Origin of the sequence: Myxococcus sp. AM009 (assembly GCF_013372605.1) — a bacterium.
Taxonomy (GTDB): Bacteria; Myxococcota; Myxococcia; order Myxococcales; family Myxococcaceae; genus Myxococcus; species Myxococcus vastator.
Genome location: NZ_JABXEP010000070.1, coordinates 11,785 through 27,293 on the forward strand (window position 1 = coordinate 11,785; position 15,509 = coordinate 27,293).

At 70.2% G+C, this 15,509-nt stretch carries 14 protein-coding genes; 4 read left to right on the forward strand and 10 right to left on the reverse strand.

The features are described 5' to 3' along the window. Positions 1–27: 27 nt before the first annotated feature. Positions 28–1,263, forward strand: a complete 1,236-nt coding sequence (locus HV824_RS18665) for an FAD-dependent oxidoreductase (protein ID WP_176423922.1) — start codon at positions 28–30, stop codon at positions 1,261–1,263. 16 nt (positions 1,264–1,279) lie between these two features. Here the strand turns inward: HV824_RS18665 and HV824_RS18670 are convergent, their stop codons facing one another. Together HV824_RS18670 and HV824_RS18675 are read right to left on the reverse strand one after the other, a co-directional pair. Then, positions 1,280–1,582, reverse strand: a complete 303-nt coding sequence (locus HV824_RS18670; protein WP_176417194.1) for an Mpo1-like protein — start codon at positions 1,580–1,582, stop codon at positions 1,280–1,282. A 68-nt stretch (positions 1,583–1,650) separates the two neighbouring features. Continuing rightward, complete coding sequence (locus HV824_RS18675; RefSeq protein WP_176417195.1) at positions 1,651–2,982, reverse strand: KamA family radical SAM protein; 1,332 nt, start codon at positions 2,980–2,982, stop codon at positions 1,651–1,653. 338 nt (positions 2,983–3,320) lie between these two features. Here HV824_RS18675 and HV824_RS18680 point away from each other — a divergent pair, with 338 nt between their 5' ends. Then, a complete protein-coding gene (locus HV824_RS18680; protein ID WP_176417196.1) occupies positions 3,321–3,740 on the forward strand; it encodes a GFA family protein in 420 nt (139 codons plus the stop codon). Positions 3,741–3,748: 8 nt separating this feature from the next. Here the strand turns inward: HV824_RS18680 and HV824_RS18685 are convergent, their stop codons facing one another. From HV824_RS18685 to HV824_RS18710, 6 genes are all read right to left on the reverse strand, one after another. Beyond that, the gene (locus HV824_RS18685) at positions 3,749–5,032 is read right to left on the reverse strand and encodes a reverse transcriptase family protein (protein WP_176417197.1); all 1,284 of its coding nucleotides are present in this window, start codon (positions 5,030–5,032) and stop codon (positions 3,749–3,751) included. A gap of 178 nt (positions 5,033–5,210) precedes the next feature. Beyond that, positions 5,211–6,809: a hypothetical protein gene (locus tag HV824_RS18690; protein WP_176423923.1), complete on the reverse strand. Its 1,599-nt coding sequence runs from the start codon at positions 6,807–6,809 to the stop codon at positions 5,211–5,213. Beyond that, positions 6,806–8,716 (reverse strand): gliding motility protein, encoded by a 1,911-nt coding sequence (locus HV824_RS18695; RefSeq protein WP_176423924.1) that lies wholly within the window; start codon positions 8,714–8,716, stop codon positions 6,806–6,808. The genes HV824_RS18690 and HV824_RS18695 overlap by 4 nt, the downstream gene beginning before the upstream one ends. 48 nt (positions 8,717–8,764) lie before the next feature. Beyond that, positions 8,765–9,325, reverse strand: a complete 561-nt coding sequence (locus tag HV824_RS18700; protein WP_176423925.1) for a hypothetical protein — start codon at positions 9,323–9,325, stop codon at positions 8,765–8,767. A 109-nt stretch (positions 9,326–9,434) separates the two neighbouring features. After that, entirely contained in the window at positions 9,435–10,610 is a 1,176-nt protein-coding gene (locus HV824_RS18705) for a GAF domain-containing sensor histidine kinase (protein ID WP_176423926.1), read from the reverse strand. Between the two features lie 252 nt (positions 10,611–10,862). Beyond that, complete coding sequence (locus tag HV824_RS18710; RefSeq protein WP_176417202.1) at positions 10,863–12,023, reverse strand: MBL fold metallo-hydrolase; 1,161 nt, start codon at positions 12,021–12,023, stop codon at positions 10,863–10,865. 72 nt (positions 12,024–12,095) lie between these two features. On the opposite strand from HV824_RS18710, the gene HV824_RS18715 reads away from it, so the two are divergent. After that, entirely contained in the window at positions 12,096–12,635 is a 540-nt protein-coding gene (locus HV824_RS18715; protein ID WP_176417203.1) for a TetR/AcrR family transcriptional regulator, read from the forward strand. 45 nt (positions 12,636–12,680) lie between these two features. Here HV824_RS18715 and HV824_RS18720 read toward each other — a convergent pair whose 3' ends face one another. Together HV824_RS18720 and HV824_RS18725 are read right to left on the reverse strand one after the other, a co-directional pair. Further along, on the reverse strand, positions 12,681–13,181 hold the full coding sequence (locus HV824_RS18720) for a hypothetical protein (protein WP_176423927.1): 501 nt from the start codon (positions 13,179–13,181) through the stop codon (positions 12,681–12,683). A gap of 29 nt (positions 13,182–13,210) precedes the next feature. Beyond that, positions 13,211–13,975, reverse strand: a complete 765-nt coding sequence (locus HV824_RS18725; RefSeq protein WP_217917526.1) for a DUF6585 family protein — start codon at positions 13,973–13,975, stop codon at positions 13,211–13,213. A 405-nt stretch (positions 13,976–14,380) separates the two neighbouring features. On the opposite strand from HV824_RS18725, the gene HV824_RS18730 reads away from it, so the two are divergent. Continuing rightward, on the forward strand, positions 14,381–15,499 hold the full coding sequence (locus HV824_RS18730; RefSeq protein WP_176423928.1) for an aldo/keto reductase: 1,119 nt from the start codon (positions 14,381–14,383) through the stop codon (positions 15,497–15,499). The last annotated feature ends 10 nt before the right edge of the window (positions 15,500–15,509 follow it).

The window sequence follows — 15,509 nt, forward strand, 5'->3', positions numbered from 1 at the left end:
CTGGAGCTGACAGGGCGGGGGACTCACATGGCCGACGAGGTGCGCACCACGCAGTGCTGTGTCGTGGGAGGAGGGCCGGCGGGGATGATGCTGGGCCTGTTGCTGGCGCGGGCGGGCGTGGAGGTGACGGTGCTGGAGAAGCACGCCGACTTCCTGCGTGACTTCCGAGGCGACACCATCCACCCCTCCACCCTGGAGTTGATGCACGAGCTGGGGTGGCTGGACGAGCTGCTGGCCCTGCCGCATCAGAAGGCGCCGGTGTTGCGCTTCCAGCGCGGTGCCCATGACGTGGTCGTCGGAGACTTCTCTCACCTGCCCACGCGCGCGCGTTACATCGCGTTCATGCCGCAGTGGGACCTGCTCGACTTCCTCGCGCGGAAGGCCGCCGCGTACCCGGGGTTCCACCTGCGCCGGTGTGCGGAGGTGACGGACGTGTTGCGTGAGGAGGGGTGCGTCGTCGGCGTCCAGGCCCGGACGCCAGAGGGCTCACTGGAGGTCCGTGCGTCGCTGGTGGTGGCGGCGGATGGCCGGACCTCCGTGGTGCGTCAGCGCGCCGGCCTGGAGGTGGAGGTCCTGGGCGCGCCCATGGACGTCCTCTGGTTCCGTGCCTCGCGCAAGCCCGGAGACCCCGAGGACCCCATGGGCCGCTTCGAGCAGGGCCAGATTTTCATCCTCATCAACCGGGGCGACTCGTGGCAGTGCGGGCGCGTCATCGCGAAGGGCAGCTTCGACGCCTTGCGCGAGGCCGGGCTGGCGTCCTTCCGCGAGGACTTCGCCCGGCTGGCGCCCTTCCTGGCGGACCGAACCCACGAGCTGGCGACGTGGGATGACGTGAAGCTGCTCACCGTGCGGGTGGACCGGCTGCGCACCTGGTACCAGGCGGGCCTGCTCTGCATTGGCGACGCGGCGCACGCCATGTCGCCCGTGGGCGGCGTGGGCATCAACCTGGCGGTGCAGGACGCGGTGGCCGCCGCCAACATCCTCGCGGGGCCGTTGCTCGCCCGGCGCGTGACGCCCATGGACCTGCGGCGCGTCCAGGAGCGCCGGGAGTGGCCCACGCGTGTCACCCAGCGGGCCCAGGTCCTCATCCAGAATCGCGTGCTCGGGCCCGCGCTGCGAAGTCCGGCGGCGTCCACCGCGCTTCCCTTGCCGCTGTGGCTGGTCCAGCACGTCCCCTTCCTGCGGCGCATTCCGGCGCGCCTGGTGGGCATGGGCGTGCGGCCCGAACACGTGCGCACGCCGGCGGCGCCTCCCAGGGGCTGAGCCATTCAGGCGGGCGTCAAGCCCTGCCCGCCACCTTCGCGGCCCACCAACGCAGGCCCACGAAGAGGAAGCGCCAGTCCTTGAGGAACTCCGGGGGCTTTCGCTCGAAGGCGTGGCCCACGAACTGGACGCTCCACCCGACGACGAAGAGGGCGGCGGGCACTCTCCAGAGGCGGGGGACGAATGGGGATGCGGCGGCCAGGGGGATTGAGGCCGCGATCATCGGGATGCCCACCGTATGACACAGACGGTTGACAGCATGGGTGTGGCTTTTCGAGTACTCCGAAATCCACTCCCCCCAGGAACGGTCGCCGAGCATACCGCCACGGTATGCACCGTGCGGCCCAGGCGGAAGGCCCGCGACCGAGGCCTCCCGCCGCGTGGCGGCTACGACTGCGCGGGCTGCTCCCACGGGAAGTGGGTTGCGCCCAGCGCGGGCTTGAGGTCGAACAGCCAGGAGGCCTTCTCGTCGTACTTCGCGAAGAAGGGCCGGCCGACGAGCTCCGGGTCGCGCGCCTGGATGAAGTGGAGGACGAAGACCTTCTCGCCGGCAATCTCCGCCACGCCGTCCACGCACACCTTGCCGGGCGTGGCGGACATCGACGGGCCGCGCACCGTGCGCGCCAGTCCGGACACGCGCTGGTAGGCGTCGCGGAAGATGCCGTAGGCCTCCGCGAGCGGCACCGCGAAGTAGTCCTGCGGCCCCGTGTCTCGCTCGACGAACATGTAATACGGCACCATGCCGTGGCGCAGGTGCGTGCGCCACATGCGCTCCCAGGTGTCCGGCGTGTCGTTGATGGTGCGGATGAGCGGCGCCTGGGTGCGGATGACCGCGCCGGTGCCGCGGATGCGGCGCACCGCCTCCTGGACGATGTCAGGGGCCATCTCGTTGGGATGAGAGAAGTGCGCCATGAAGGCCAGGCTCTTGCCGGAGGCGACCACCTTCTCGAACAGGCGCAGGATGTCGTCCGCGTCCGAGTCCGTGACGAAGCGCTGCGGCCAGTAGGCCAGCGCCTTGGTGCCGATGCGGATGGCCTCCAGGTGCTCGATGTCCAGCAGCGGCTCGATGTATTTGGCCAGCACGGACTCGGTCATGATCATCGGGTCGCCACCGGTGAACAGCACGTTGGTGACCTCGGGGTGCGCGCGGATGTAGCTCACCAGGGGCTCGATTTCCCGCGAGGCGAACTTCAGGTCCGCGTCCCCGACGAACTGCGCCCAGCGGAAGCAGTACGTGCAGTAGGCGTGGCACGTCTGGCCCTGCTTGGGGAAGATGAGCACCGTCTCCTTGTACTTGTGCTGGAGGCCCGGGACGGGCTCTTCGTTGGCCAGCTTGGGGACGTTGAGCTCCATCTGCCCGGCGGGGTGCGGATTGAGCCGCGCGCGAATCTGGTTGGCGGCCGCGTTCAGCTCCAGGGTGGATGCACCGGAGCGCAGCAGGTCCGCCATGCGCGCCACGTCATCCGCGGGCAGCATGTCCGCCTGCGGGAAGACGAGCCGGTAGATGGGGTCGGCGGGTGCGGCGTCCCAGTCAATCAGCTCGTCCACGACGTAGCTGTTGGTCCGGAAGGGCAGCACGTGCGCCACCGCCTGCACCGCGAGCCGTTCGTCCGCGGAGAGCCCGGCCCGAGTCGTCAGCTCGTCCAGGTGTCGCGTGGTGTAGGCACGGTACCGGCGACCTGTGGACAGCGCCAGTGCTGCGTTTGACATGACGCTCATGTCTCGTTCTCCTGCGGTAGTCAGGGCGGCCACGAGGTGCACAGCGACCACCCTGGCTGGTGGCCGGGCGTGAGCGCACACCGTTTGACCACCAACGAGGGGAGAGTCCGGTTACCACGCCGAGGTAGGAAGTGTCATCTTTCAGCGGCGAGCGGGCAGGCTGGATTCCACCTTGAGTTGCGACTGCCAGTGACTCTGCGTCTGCGGGGGCGTGACGCAAGAGGTCGAAGCGCGGGGATTCACGGAGGAGAGGCGGCCGGCGGATACCTGACATACCCCTGTCATTCGAGCGGATTAGTCCTGGGGGCGTTGGTTCACCCGTTCGGGGAGGTTCCGTCATGACGAAGGACAGCAAGCTGCAGCACTACACCGGGGGATGTCTTTGTGGCGCCGTGCGCTTCGAGGCCGAGATGGACCTGTCGGAGCCCGTGAGCCGCTGCAATTGCACCATCTGCACCAAGGTGGGCGGCGCGCAGGCCTACCCGAAGCCGAGCGACTTCCGCGTCACCGCGGGCGCCGAACACCTGGGGGAGTTCCGGAGGGGCTCGAGCCCGAACTACCGCTCGTTCTGCAAGCACTGCGGCATCCATTGCTTCGCCGCCGGGTTCGTCGAGGAGCTCGGTGGGGAGTTCCGGTCCGTCAACATCCAGTGCCTGGACGACGTGGACCCCGGTGCGCTCAAGGTCATGTACTGGGACGGCCGTCACGACAACTGGGAGGCCGGGATGCGCGACAGGCCCTGGCCCATCCGGAGCTGAGCCCGCGCTCACGTCCCGCGCGGCTTGCGCCGGCGAGCGAGCCGCTCCGCCTGCTCCGGGTTGAGCATCTTCACGTAGGCCAGGAGGCCGTCGAGGTGCGCGCGGCGTGCCTCGCCGTCCCCCGCGCGTCCCTCCTGGTGCAGCATCGCCCGGAGCCGCCGCCGCTCCTCGCGTGACAGGCCCAGCGTCGTATTCACGGTGACGCCCGTGACGCGCTGGGCACCGCCCCGGCGCTGCACGCGGGTCTTCTCGCGGTTGACCTCGAAGCCCTCCTCCTGCACGTACCGCGCGGCCAGCGCGCGGACTCGCTCCAGCGCCGCGACGTCGTCGCCGGAGAAGGTGAGGTCATCCGCGTAGCGCGTGTACGTGTAGCCGTACCGACGCGCCAGTCCCGCCAGCCGCCGGTCCAGCCGCAGCAGCACCGCGTTGCACAGGGCGGGGCTCGTGGGGGCGCCCTGCACGCAGACGCGCGGGCCCACCGGGACGTGGAAGAGGGTGCCCTCCAGCTCCACCGGCTGGCGCTCGGACTCCGTCATCAGCACCGCCAGCGTGGCCGCCACGGGAAAGCCGTAGCCCAGGGCGATGAGCAGCCCTCGCACCCGCGCGAAGGTGACGGAGGGGAAGAAGTCCTTCAGGTCCAGCTTCAGCACCACGCGCCGGCCCACGTGTGGCATGGCGCCCGTCTTGATGGAGCGGCCGGGCACGAAGCCATGGGCCTGAGGGCTCACGGGCAGCTTCGATGCGAGGAGCGCCAGCAGCCGGCGTTGCAGGGCCTTCAGTCGCCGCTTGGGCGCGTGCAGCAGCCGGACGCCTCCGGAGCGCTTGGGCACCGCGAAGGTCACATAGTGCCGCACCCGCTCGCGCGGGCGGTGGATGCTGTAGTGACGGAGCACGCCCACCGAGACGCCCAGCGCCGCGGCCACGTCCTCCTCCGTGCGCCAGACCGGCAGTCCGTAGCGCGCCAGCTGGGCCTCGTCGGGCAGCAAGTCCCGCAGGTTCCGGTTGCGCGTGCGCAGCGTGGCGGAGAACAGCCGCCGGGCCTCGGCGGCCTCCATCCACTTCTTCCGGCCTGGGGTGTAGCGGCGGCTGCCCTTGGGGAGCAGCCGCGCATCCCGGCGAAGCTGTCTGAGGTGCCCCGGCTTCAGGGGGCCCGACGTGGACACCGTCTCCCTCACCACGTCCTGGGGACGGCCGTGGGCATCCAGCGGTACGTCCAGCCCGGTGGTGCTTCGCGTCACGGGGCGCCTGAACAACCCCTTGAGCCGGGAGAGGGTGGTGTCGAACCAGCTCATGGTGCTCCGGGAGAGGCCAGGGGACGACCTGCGAGGCGTTGGACCCGGGGCTCCCTGCGTTGCGTACGCTGGGACCCTGGCGAAGAGATGGGGACAGAACACCCCCGCGGCGAAGCACCGCGGTACTCATGGCTCATCTGCGAGCCCTGGCCTCTCCCGAGAGCACCTGCCGTTATCGTCATTCGTCGTCTCCCGGGTCAAGCGCGTCCGCCTGCTGCCGTCGCGCGTCCGCCTCCGCCGCCCGGGCCGCGAGCGCGTCCGCCGAGGCGGGCTCGGAGCTGCTGCGCTCCCGGCGCCGCGCTCGCGCCAGGCGGCTGAGCGCGAGCAGGTGTGCGCAGGGGCCCTGGTTCAGCAGGTGCTCGCTGAAGTACTCGCAGCCGCACCGGCCGAAGAGGAGGCGGTCCTCGTCGTTCATCACCAGCTCGAGGCCTGACTGAGCGCCCGCGCGGCCATGCACCACCCAGTCCCGGTGGACCACCTCGCGCGTGACGGGCCCCTCCGGCGTGGGCAGCGTGCGCACCTTGCGAGTCTCTCGTGGCGCCGCGGACATCAGCTCCACCTCGCCCGCGGCCTCCAGGCGCGCCGCTTCCTCGCGGCGGGCGTCAGGGGGGTATAGGCGGCCCATGTCCACCGGCGTGGCGAACAGCTCGCGGTGGCGCCAGCGCCGCGCCTCCACGTCGAAGAGGGCGCGTCCCGCCGCGCACTGCGCCGCCAGGGCCCCCGCGGCCTGCGCTGTCTCCACGCCCAGGGCGGCGGCGACGTCCTCGGTCGAGGCATGAAAGCGCTCGCGCAGCACCCCGAGCACGCGCTCCGCCAGCGCGGCGTCGCGCGTCGGCTCCAGCAGCAGGTCCATGCCCGCCGTGTTCGTCCAGTGGTTCGCCGTCCACCCGGACAGGCCCAGCAGGAAGCGCACGCCGCCGGGCAGGTGCGCGACGTAGAAGTGCGGCAGCGCGCGGCCCTTCAGGTAGATGTCCACCCGCTCCGCGTAGGGCAGCAGCGGCTCCAGCAGCCGCAGCCGCCTGCGGCCCCAGGCCCGGATGATGCGAGGCGCCGTGTAGCCGTGGGCCGCGCCCTTCAAGGGCACGGGGTGCTCCCATGGCTCCAGCATCAGCCGCGCGTCCTCGCCCGGGTGCAACTCGTAGCGCAGCGCGCGCGGTGACACCTTGGCCTTGGTGTGGCAGAGGAAGCGCACCGCGGCGAGCAGGTCCACCGGCCGCGCCGTCAGGCGGGTGCCGGGCATCGCCATGCCGCCCTGGAGCTGGAGCAGGCCACGCACCCAGGGCTCCGGGACGTCCACCTTCTGCTCGAAGCGTCCGCCCGCGCCGGTGGTGCGCACGTCGAGCCCCTCCGGACCGATGCGCAGGTGCGTCTCCCGGGTGGAGCGCAGCTCCGCCAGCGCCGCCCACAGCCAGGCGGTGAAGTCCACGTTGGTGGTGCCGCAGCGCACCTCGCCCTCGGGCTCGAAGAGGCCGCGGTCCACGATGACGAGCCCGTAGGCGCTCTGGTCCTGGCTGAAGGCCTCGAAGAAGACGCGGTCGGGATGCACGGTGATGAGCGGGTCCAGCAGCCCCCCGCCCCAGGCCTCGTTCCACGCGTCCGACTGCCAGATGAGCCCGCCGAGCGCCTGGAGCGCGAGCCGCAAGGACAGGACGTCCCGGGCCACGCGGGCGTGGAAGCGCACGGGGCGGTTCGCGTCCGCGGACAGGCTGAGCCGCGCGCGCTCCCGCGTGGACTCGAACACGGAGGGCGTGGCGTAGAGGAAGCTGGAGGCCGTCATGCGCCGTCTCCTTTCGCGGGCGGGCCGAAGACGTGGGGGACCTCCGCGGGGCTTCGCAGCTCCGGCCAGCGCGTCAGCATGTGGGCCAGCAGCGCCATCAGCGACTCCTTGGGATAGCGCGAGTCCGGCAGCGCGAAGGCGGCTCGCACGCGCGGCACCAGCACGCGGGCGGCCTCCACGCCGTGGGCGGCGGCGTTGGCCAGCGCGCCGAAGGCGGCGTGACGCGTGCGCCGGTGCAGGGGCCTCAGCAGGGTGGCCTGGAGCAGGTCCAGGTTCCGCGCGGCCACCTCGCGGGCCTCCGCGCAGTCGCGGCCGAGCAGGCGGAAGGCCAGCGCCTGGACGTGAATCTGCGGCGCCTCCAGCAGGTCGCGCACGGCGCGGGGCTCGGCCAGGTAGAAGTCATCCGAGCGGAGGAAGAACAGCCGCGCCAGCCGGTTCTTCTCCAGCAGCGCGTCGAAGTTCCAGATGGAATAGGCGGGCAGGGCGCCCAGCGCGTTGGCGGCGCGACGGGCGAAGACGCCGCCCTCCTTCGGCAAGGCCTCGTAGTGCGCGGCCAGCGCGTCGAGCACCTGCTCCCACTCCTTCGCGCTCCCCGCCGCCGGGGTGTGCATGGCGGCGCGGCTGGCGAGGAAGTCCAGCAGGTCCTCGTCGTTCGCCTCCAGCGCGCGCATCACCAGCTTGGGGTACGCGGCGCGCCAGCCCGAGGCGACGTGCATCCGGAAGGGGCCTCGCACCAGCTCCGGAAAGCGCGCGTACAGGGCGGTGGCGGTGGCGTCCGTCAGCGGCAGCACCCGGGCCAGGCCCAGGCCGGGGAGATTCCACTCACCCCCCGCGCCCGCGAGTTGGAGCAGCCGACGTTGTGTCCGGGCCGGAGGCGACGCGCTGTCCCGCGCCAGCCGCCGCACCTCCGCGTCATACGTCTCACTGGTGGCGGAGGTGCGCAGGAGCGCGCCCCACACGTCGTCCCAATCGCGCGCCCGCGCGAGCGCCAGCAGGTCCGGGAAGCCCTTCGCGTTCTTCCGTCCGAGCACGCCCCAGCGGGGAAACACCGCCTGCAGGTGGCCGAGCAGGTAAGGCGCCACATCGCGCCCGCGCGCTTCCGCCAACTCCACGAAGAGCTGCGCCGCGCCCGGCATGGGGGTCTCCGGGTGGTGCTCCTTCAGCGCGGTGACCAGCGCGGCTGGCGCCTGCACGGTGCGCGCGAGCGCCAGGGCATCGCGGCGCCACGTGGGCTCATCCACCAGCCGCCGGTAGAGGGCGGAGGCCAGGGCCGCGTCCCCCCGGGCCTGGGCGCGCTCGCGCAGCGTGTTCCATGGCGACGAGCGCTCATGGGGCCTGTTCCAGGGCAGGTGCGCCAGGATGAAGGGCCGGGCGGCCTCCGCGTCCCGTTCATCCAGCGCCAGGGCGGTGGGCTCGTCCAGCCGCCCCCAGCCGAGGTCCATCTTGGCGAGCTCGGTGTGCCGCGCCGCGCGCGTGGGTGCTTCCCGGACACGCCGCACCACCTCCGTTCGCCAGGCTTCCATCTGCTGGGGGCCGCGCAGGCCCGCCAGCTTCCAGGCCTGGAGGCGGCGGAACAGCTCCACGTCGTCGGCGCGGTCCGCGTCGGAGCGCCAGGCCTCCAGCGCGGCGGCGTTCTCCCCCGTCCAGGGGTTCACCCACTTCCCCGCGGCGGTGATGCTGCTGGGCGAGAAGCAGGACAGCATGAGGGGGCGGAAGCGGACGCGGTCCCTGGCGTTGAGGGCAGGCCCCCACAGCCAGGTGAAGGACGAGAAGGCGGGGCGGCGCGCCAGCTCCTCGAGGGCGGCACGGAGTTCTTCGTCGGACTGTCTCCGGGACAGGACGCCGCGCAGGGCGGCGTCCAGCTCCTTCACCTCTCGGCGGAACCGCCGCTCCCAGCGCTCGCTCACGCGCTCCCGTTTACACCGCCCGCTCCGGGAGGCACAGGGGCGAAGCCGTCAGCCCATGTAGGAAGGCGGGTCGCTGGCGGGAAAGGAGGACATGGAGCCTTCGGCGACGATGTCTCGATTGCCGGCCGCGTCGCGTGACTCGCCAGGGAGGATGTTCCACCGTCCATGCTCGCCCGCGCCGTACCGTGACGGGTCGCGAAGGCCACCGGCGCGTGCGTCGATGACCACCGGCATGCGGCTGCACGCGTACCACTGCGCCGCGAGCAGCGCGGCCTGGACGGCCGCGTCGGCCAGGAAGACGGCGGAGCGCCGCTTCCGGTGCGTGGCATACGTGGAGACGTCGACCACCAGGAGCGTGAGCGCGCTCCAGATGCCCAGCTTCCGAAGCTCCGGCGTGACGCGGCCATGGCGGTGCGCGGACAGGAGCGTCGCGCCCACCGTGCCGGCGAGCCCGCCCACCGTCTTCATCAACCAGCCCTCGCGGATGGGGCCGGTGAGCCGCGTGACTCGCTTCGGCTGAAGCCAGGGCAACAGGCCCTTCAGCAGGAAATACGCGCCCTGGACTTCGGCCGGGTCTCTTCGGACAAGCGCACTGAGTCGTCGGTTCATCCGCCCTCTCTCTCCCGCGCTCAAGGTGCTTCCTGGCGTCGGGAAGGGCACCTGCGCCTGACGGGCGGGCAGGCGCCAACTCGGCCGGCAGGCTGGCGGGCCGCAGCGTTCAGGCGCCTCGTGGCAGGTGGACCCGGAAGGTAGTGCCCGCTTCCGCGGTGGACACCACCTCCACCTGGCCCCCATGCGCGCGTGCAACCTGCTCCACGATGAACAGGCCCAGACCCACGCTGCGGCGCTCCGTGACGGTGGTGGTTCCTCGCGTCATCGGCTTGAAGAGGGTGGGCAGCAGCCCCACCGGAATGGGCTCGCCCACGTTGCTCACGCTCAGGACGACTTTTTGCGCCTCGCCGCGCGCCTCCACGCGGATGGGGGAGTCGGACGGGCTGTACTGCATGGCATTTGCCAACAAGTTGGTGAGCACCTGGGCGATGCGGTCCGGGTCCCACGTCCCGCGCGCGTCGCCGGCGTGCACCACGTCCAGCTCGCGCTCCGGGGCCGTGAGCTGCACTTCATCCACCACCTGCCGGATGAGCTGGTGCAGGTCCGCGGCCTGGGGGTTGATGGGAAGCGGCATGCCCGTGCGGACGTGGGTGAAGTCCAGCAGGTCTCGGATGAGCCGGTGGGCGCGGTCCGAGGCGTCGAGGATGCGGCGGAGCCCTCGCCGGCTCCGCTCATCCAGCTCCTCGAGCCGCATCATCGTCGCGGCGGCCAGTGAGATGGCATTGAGCGGATTGCGCAGGTCGTGGCTGACGATGCCAATCAGTTGCTCGCGCAGCAGGGACGCCTCGTGGGCGCCGAGCAGGCGGGCGTCACGCTCGTTCAGCGCATCCTCCTGTTCGAGCTGATGGCCCACCAGGTCACCCAGGTGACGGAAGATCTCCAGCTTGTCCTCGGACAGGGCGGCGGGGTTCGCATCCAGCGCGCACATCACGCCGAAGTACGTCCCGTCCTTCCGGTATAGCGGCACCGCGATGTAGCTCTCCACCCCGTACATCCTGGGGGCGGGGTGGTCCCTGAAGCGTGGGTCCTGGCTCGCGTGGGTGACGAGCAGCGGCGCCAGCGTGCTGCGCACGGTGTTGCAGAAGGTGGTGGTGATTTCCAGCGTGTCGCCCGCCTTCAGGCCGAAGTTCATCTCGTCCAGCACGGCGCAGCAGGTCCAGGCCTCCGCGGTGACGCGAGCGACGACGGCCAGCCGCAGGCCTGTCGTCTGCGTCAGCACCCGGAGGACCGACTTGATGGCCTCGATGCGACCGACCGCCGCGACGTCGGGGCCGATGCTCACGTCGGAGAGGATTTGGGGGGGGCGGTGGCGGTGCGCTGGTCATGGGCCTGACACAACCGTACACAGCGCCACCTGCGCGCGCTCCTCGGATTCAGGGAGCAGGCGCCAAGCGGACGTCAGCGCACGGTGGGTCGGCGCCCGGCCCGCCAGGGGGTGGACGCTCGGTCGCCCTTTCCCGCCGACGACACGCCCAGGCCGAAGCTGCACACGTCGTAGCCCGTGAGGGGCGCCTGAAGTCAGGCGGCCGCGACGTCAGTCCAACTGGGTGGAGACGATGGGGTCCTGCACCGCCGTGTTCCACGGCAGGGAAGGCCACCAGCGCTCAAGGGAGCGCGGCGCACCGGGCTCGACGCGCTCACCCGGCCTCGGGACGATGACACTCACCCCCGCGGCCTCACCCGCCGCGAGCACGCGTTCAATGGGCTCCGTCCATCCGTGGAGCGCGAGGGTGAACAGGCCCCAGTGCACCGGCAGCAGCACGCGGCCCCGGACCCACTGGTGCGCGGTGACGGCCTGCTCGGGGCCGATGTGCCAGTCGGGCCACGCGCTGTGGTACTGGCCCACCTCAATCATCGTCAGGTCGAAGGGCCCCAGCCGCTCGCCAATGTCCTTCATGGCGGGGAACAGGCCCGTGTCGCCCGAGTAGTACACGCGGTGCGTGGGGCCCAGGAACGCGAAGCCCGCCCACAGCGTCGCGTCCTTGTCGATGCCCGTCCGGCCCGAGGCATGGCGGGCGGGGGTGCAGACGACCTCCAGCGCCCCCACGCGTGCGCGCTCCCACCAGTCGAGCTCGATGATGCGCGACTCGGGGATGCCCCAGCCCACCAGGTGCGCGCCGACGCCGAGCGGCACGATGAAGGATGTGTCCCAGTCCTTCATCGCCAGCAGCGTTTGATGGTCCAGGTGGTCGTAGTGGTCATGGGAGATGGCGACCGCGTCAACGGCGGGCAGCGCCGTCAGCGCAAGGGGCGGGGCGTACCAGCGGCGCGGTCCTATCCAGCTCAAGGGGGACACGCGCTCGCTCCACACCGGGTCGATGAGGATGCGCTGACCGTCCAGCTCCACGAGCGACGTCGAGTGTCCGAACCACGTGACGCGAAGGCCGGTGGCGGGCGGCGCGCCGAACGCGCTCCCGTCCAGCGCCACCGCCGGCAGCGCGCCCTGGGCGGGGCTCACGTCGGGGCTGGCGCTGAACATGCTCGCGATGGAACCCCAGGCGTCATTACGCAGGGGCTGCGGGTTGTCGAAGTGGCCGTCCCGCCACTGGGGCGAGCGCTCCATGCGTGCCCGCCGCGCGCCGTCCGCGGCCTGGCCCAGCGCCGGCCAGGCCTCGATGGCGACCACCGTCAGCAGCACGGCCAGCGGCGCCGCCGTCCCCAGTGCCGCATACGCCAGCCTTCTGCGCCACGTCATGCCGTCCACCCACGCTCGCCGTTGTGCGGTGATGAATTGACGATATAGGTCATTTTTGTCAATTTGTTCCGCATGGCGGGAACCAGGAGCGATGAGCGTGATGCGTTGCGCCGGGCGGCGATTGTCGATGCCGCCCTGGAGTGCTTCCTGCGCTTCGGCTACGCGAAGACGTCCCTGGATGACATCGCGAAGCGGGCGAACCTGTCGCGGCCGCTCCTGTATCTGAAGTTCAAGAACAAGGAGGACATCTTCGCGGCCGTCTTCGACGCGCTGTTCGAGGCGCGCTACCCCCGCGTGGAGCAGGTGCTGGCGGGTCCGGGCTCCGCGCGCGACAAGCTGCTCCAGGTGTACGAAATCATCCTCCTGGAGCCGTGGGCGCTGATGGTGGGGGCGCCAATGGCGTCCGAGTTCTACGCCGCCTGCGAGCGGCTGTTGCCGGAGGTCGAGGCGAGACGCCGCCGACGCTGGCTCAAGTACACGCAGGCTGTCCTGACGTCACGGCCGCTCGCCGAGGTGTTCATGCTGGCCGTCGACGGGCTCCTGGCCGACGTGCCCACGGCGCGCGTGCTGCGTCAGCGCCTGGCGTTGCTCGTCGAGCGCTTCACGGCCTGATGGCGCCGTGCCGGCCTTCATGCCGGCACGGTGCCAGGTTTCTTGCTACGCCCTGGCGGGGGCCTGCGCCGAGTGCTGGCTGTAGGTGTCGCAGAGCTCCAGGTACTCGTCGCTGTCGATGTCGAGCGCCGCCACGCGCATCTTCTTGACCTTGGGCTTCTCCAGCGTGGTCTTGATTTGAATCAGCTTGATCGTGGGAATGCCCATATAAGACTGGCTGATATAGGTATTCTCGGTCATGTCGGCCCATTCAATCAGCAGGCCGTCCTCGAAGCGGATGCCATCCCGGCCGATAATCAGCGCGGGCTTGTCCAGGTTGCCCAGCGATTTGATGCAGCCGTAGAGCATCCAGAGCATGCAAAGGGTAATCGCCCCGCAGAGGGCCATGATGCCCAGGCTGTCCGTCAGCCGGGAGGTGAGCGCGCCAAAAAAGGCCGTGGCCAGCGTCCAGATCACCGCGCCGATGATGAGCTTCGTGCGCGAGTAGTAGACCTCGCGCGGCTTCTGCGTCTTCTGCTTGTTCTGCGAGGAGCTGTAGATTTCCATGACGTGTAACCTGTGAGGGGAAAGGGGAGTCAGGCGGCCAGCCGTTGCGACAGGTAGGCCAGGAGGACGGGGGCGTTGACGATGCGGGCCTCGTCAATCTTGAGCGGCTTGCCCTGGGCGGCGATGATCAGCTCGCGCGTGGACACGCCTTGGTCGAACTCGTCCTGGAAGCGGATGCTCTCGATGTCATCCCAGCGCATCAGCCGCTTCTTGTGCGTCAGCCCGGCGCCACTGAGCGTGAGCGGCCCGAACTGCACCGACTTGCCGGCGTCGACCTGCCGGTGCACGCCCTGCAGCAGCACCTCCACGACGTGGTCCGTCACGTGGCCGTAAAGCTCGTCCGCGTCGCTCCACAGGTTCAGCCGCAGCCGGTAGGTGCCCCCGCGGTGGCGCAGGATGAGCCGGTCGTGGTTCTGCACCGTGATGATGGCGCTCACGTTCCGCCACGCGATGCGCGTGTCGCCCGAGCGCAGGCACTCCTCGTCCACCACCAGCTTGGGCGGCGCGGACACCCAGGCGAACAAGTCGCTGGCGCGCCAGAAGATGAAGTAGATGCCGCAGGGGATGCCCGCCAGCAGGACGATGGGCGCGGCCTGGTAGCGGAAGAGCTCTTTGATGAAGTCCTGCGGGAGCAGGTAAATCTTGCCGAACGAGAGAAATGCCGCGGCCACCAGGTAAATCAGGGCGAAGCCAGCGGCGAGCCAGTACAGGACGTGCGTGGGAAATACCCGGGTGTGCGAGCGCTTCAGCGAAGCCTCCAGGACTGCATCAAAAGTGCATGCACGTATAAACAATCGCCTGTGTCTTTTCGATGAGATTCGCCACCGCGCTCAGAGTGGAATCGGAGGGGTGGATTTTGCCGGCGTCTCATACTCCGTGTGGTGGTCTGGGGACGCTCAGGTGTGGTGAATCCGAGAAACAATCGTCGTTCTCAGTTCATGAGAGGTCATTGAGTGGGAGCGCGCGAAACACAGTTTTTTCGTGGCTGTCGTGCCTGAGGCCATGTGCGGCCCGCCGGGCGCGAGGGCTGATGCGTAGGATTGCGCCCAAGAACGTCACGCACCGAGCCCGTCAGCCGGCCTGCGCTCCCGGTGAGCGTCAACAGGCGCAAGAAGCGGGCTGCCTTCATGGGGGCGCGCCTCTATTCCTGGCTGGGCGATGGGGAGCACGGCCCATCACGACGAATGGAGAGCACCACCATGTCGACGCGGACGATTGAGTCCTTGGCGAAGTACCACCTGCTCGGTCAAACGGGCCTGCGGGTGAGCCCGCTGGCGCTGGGCACCATGAACTTCGGCACCGATTGGGGCTGGGGCATGCGCGGCGAGGACGCGCACCGCCTGCTGACGCGCTATCTGGAGGCGGGTGGCAACTTCCTCGACACGGCGGATGCGTACACCTCCGGCTCCAGCGAGCGCATCATCGGCGACTACTTCGCGGAGCACGGCGGGAGGGCGCGGGCGGTCATCGCCACCAAGTTCTCCGCCAACGTGTCGCCGGGGGATCCGAACGCCGGCGGAAACAGTCGCAAACACATCTTGTCCGCGCTCGAAGGCTCGCTGCGCCGCCTCAAGACGGACTACGTGGACGTGTACTGGCTGCACGTCTGGGATGGACTGACGCCCGTGGAGGAGGTGATGGGGACGCTGACCGGCCTCGTGCGCGAGGGCAAGGTGCGTTACATCGGATTCTCCGACGTGCCGGCCTGGTACTTCGCGCGCGCGCAAACCCTGGCGGAGCGCAACGGCTGGGAGAAGGTCGCCGCCTTGCAACTGGAGTACTCGCTCGCGGAGCGCAATGTCGAGCGCGAGCACCTCCCCGCCGCGCTCGCGCTGGGCGCCGCCCTGACCCCCTGGAGCCCCCTGGCCGGGGGACTCCTCACAGGACGGTACACCCGCGAGGGAGCCCAGCCGAAGGGCGAGGGGCGCGCCCATGCGCTGCTGGCCAGCGGAAACCCCGTGGCGGACAAGTTCCTGCAGGAGCGCCCCTGGCCCATCGTCGAGGCGCTTGTCTCGGTGGCGAAAGAGGTGGAGCGCTCGCCCGCCCAGGTGGCGCTCAACTGGGTGGCGACGCGTCCCTGCGTCGTGTCCACCATCATCGGCGCGAGCAGGCTGGAGCAGTTGGAGGACAACCTGCACGCGCTGGACTTCACGCTGCCGCCCGAGCTCTCCGCGAGGCTGGAGGTCGCGAGTCGCCCCGAACTCTTCAGCCCCTACGTGTTCTTCGAGTCCCCCTTCTTCACGAGGGGAATGCTCGCGGGAAACACCGCGGTGAGCGCGGAGCCGAGCGGGTTCCGGGGGCCGCTCCGGGCCCAGTAGGCTGGGATGG

Coding starts and splice junctions, on each gene's coding strand:
- HV824_RS18665 (WP_176423922.1), top strand. CDS start 28: ATGGCCGACGAGGTGCGCACCACGCAGTGCTGTGTCGTGGGAGGAGGG.
- HV824_RS18670 (WP_176417194.1), bottom strand. CDS start 1,582: ATGCTCGGCGACCGTTCCTGGGGGGAGTGGATTTCGGAGTACTCGAAA.
- HV824_RS18675 (WP_176417195.1), bottom strand. CDS start 2,982: ATGAGCGTCATGTCAAACGCAGCACTGGCGCTGTCCACAGGTCGCCGG.
- HV824_RS18680 (WP_176417196.1), top strand. CDS start 3,321: ATGACGAAGGACAGCAAGCTGCAGCACTACACCGGGGGATGTCTTTGT.
- HV824_RS18685 (WP_176417197.1), bottom strand. CDS start 5,032: ATGAGCTGGTTCGACACCACCCTCTCCCGGCTCAAGGGGTTGTTCAGG.
- HV824_RS18690 (WP_176423923.1), bottom strand. CDS start 6,809: ATGACGGCCTCCAGCTTCCTCTACGCCACGCCCTCCGTGTTCGAGTCC.
- HV824_RS18700 (WP_176423925.1), bottom strand. CDS start 9,325: ATGAACCGACGACTCAGTGCGCTTGTCCGAAGAGACCCGGCCGAAGTC.
- HV824_RS18710 (WP_176417202.1), bottom strand. CDS start 12,023: ATGACGTGGCGCAGAAGGCTGGCGTATGCGGCACTGGGGACGGCGGCG.
- HV824_RS18715 (WP_176417203.1), top strand. CDS start 12,096: ATGGCGGGAACCAGGAGCGATGAGCGTGATGCGTTGCGCCGGGCGGCG.
- HV824_RS18720 (WP_176423927.1), bottom strand. CDS start 13,181: ATGGAAATCTACAGCTCCTCGCAGAACAAGCAGAAGACGCAGAAGCCG.
- HV824_RS18730 (WP_176423928.1), top strand. CDS start 14,381: ATGTCGACGCGGACGATTGAGTCCTTGGCGAAGTACCACCTGCTCGGT.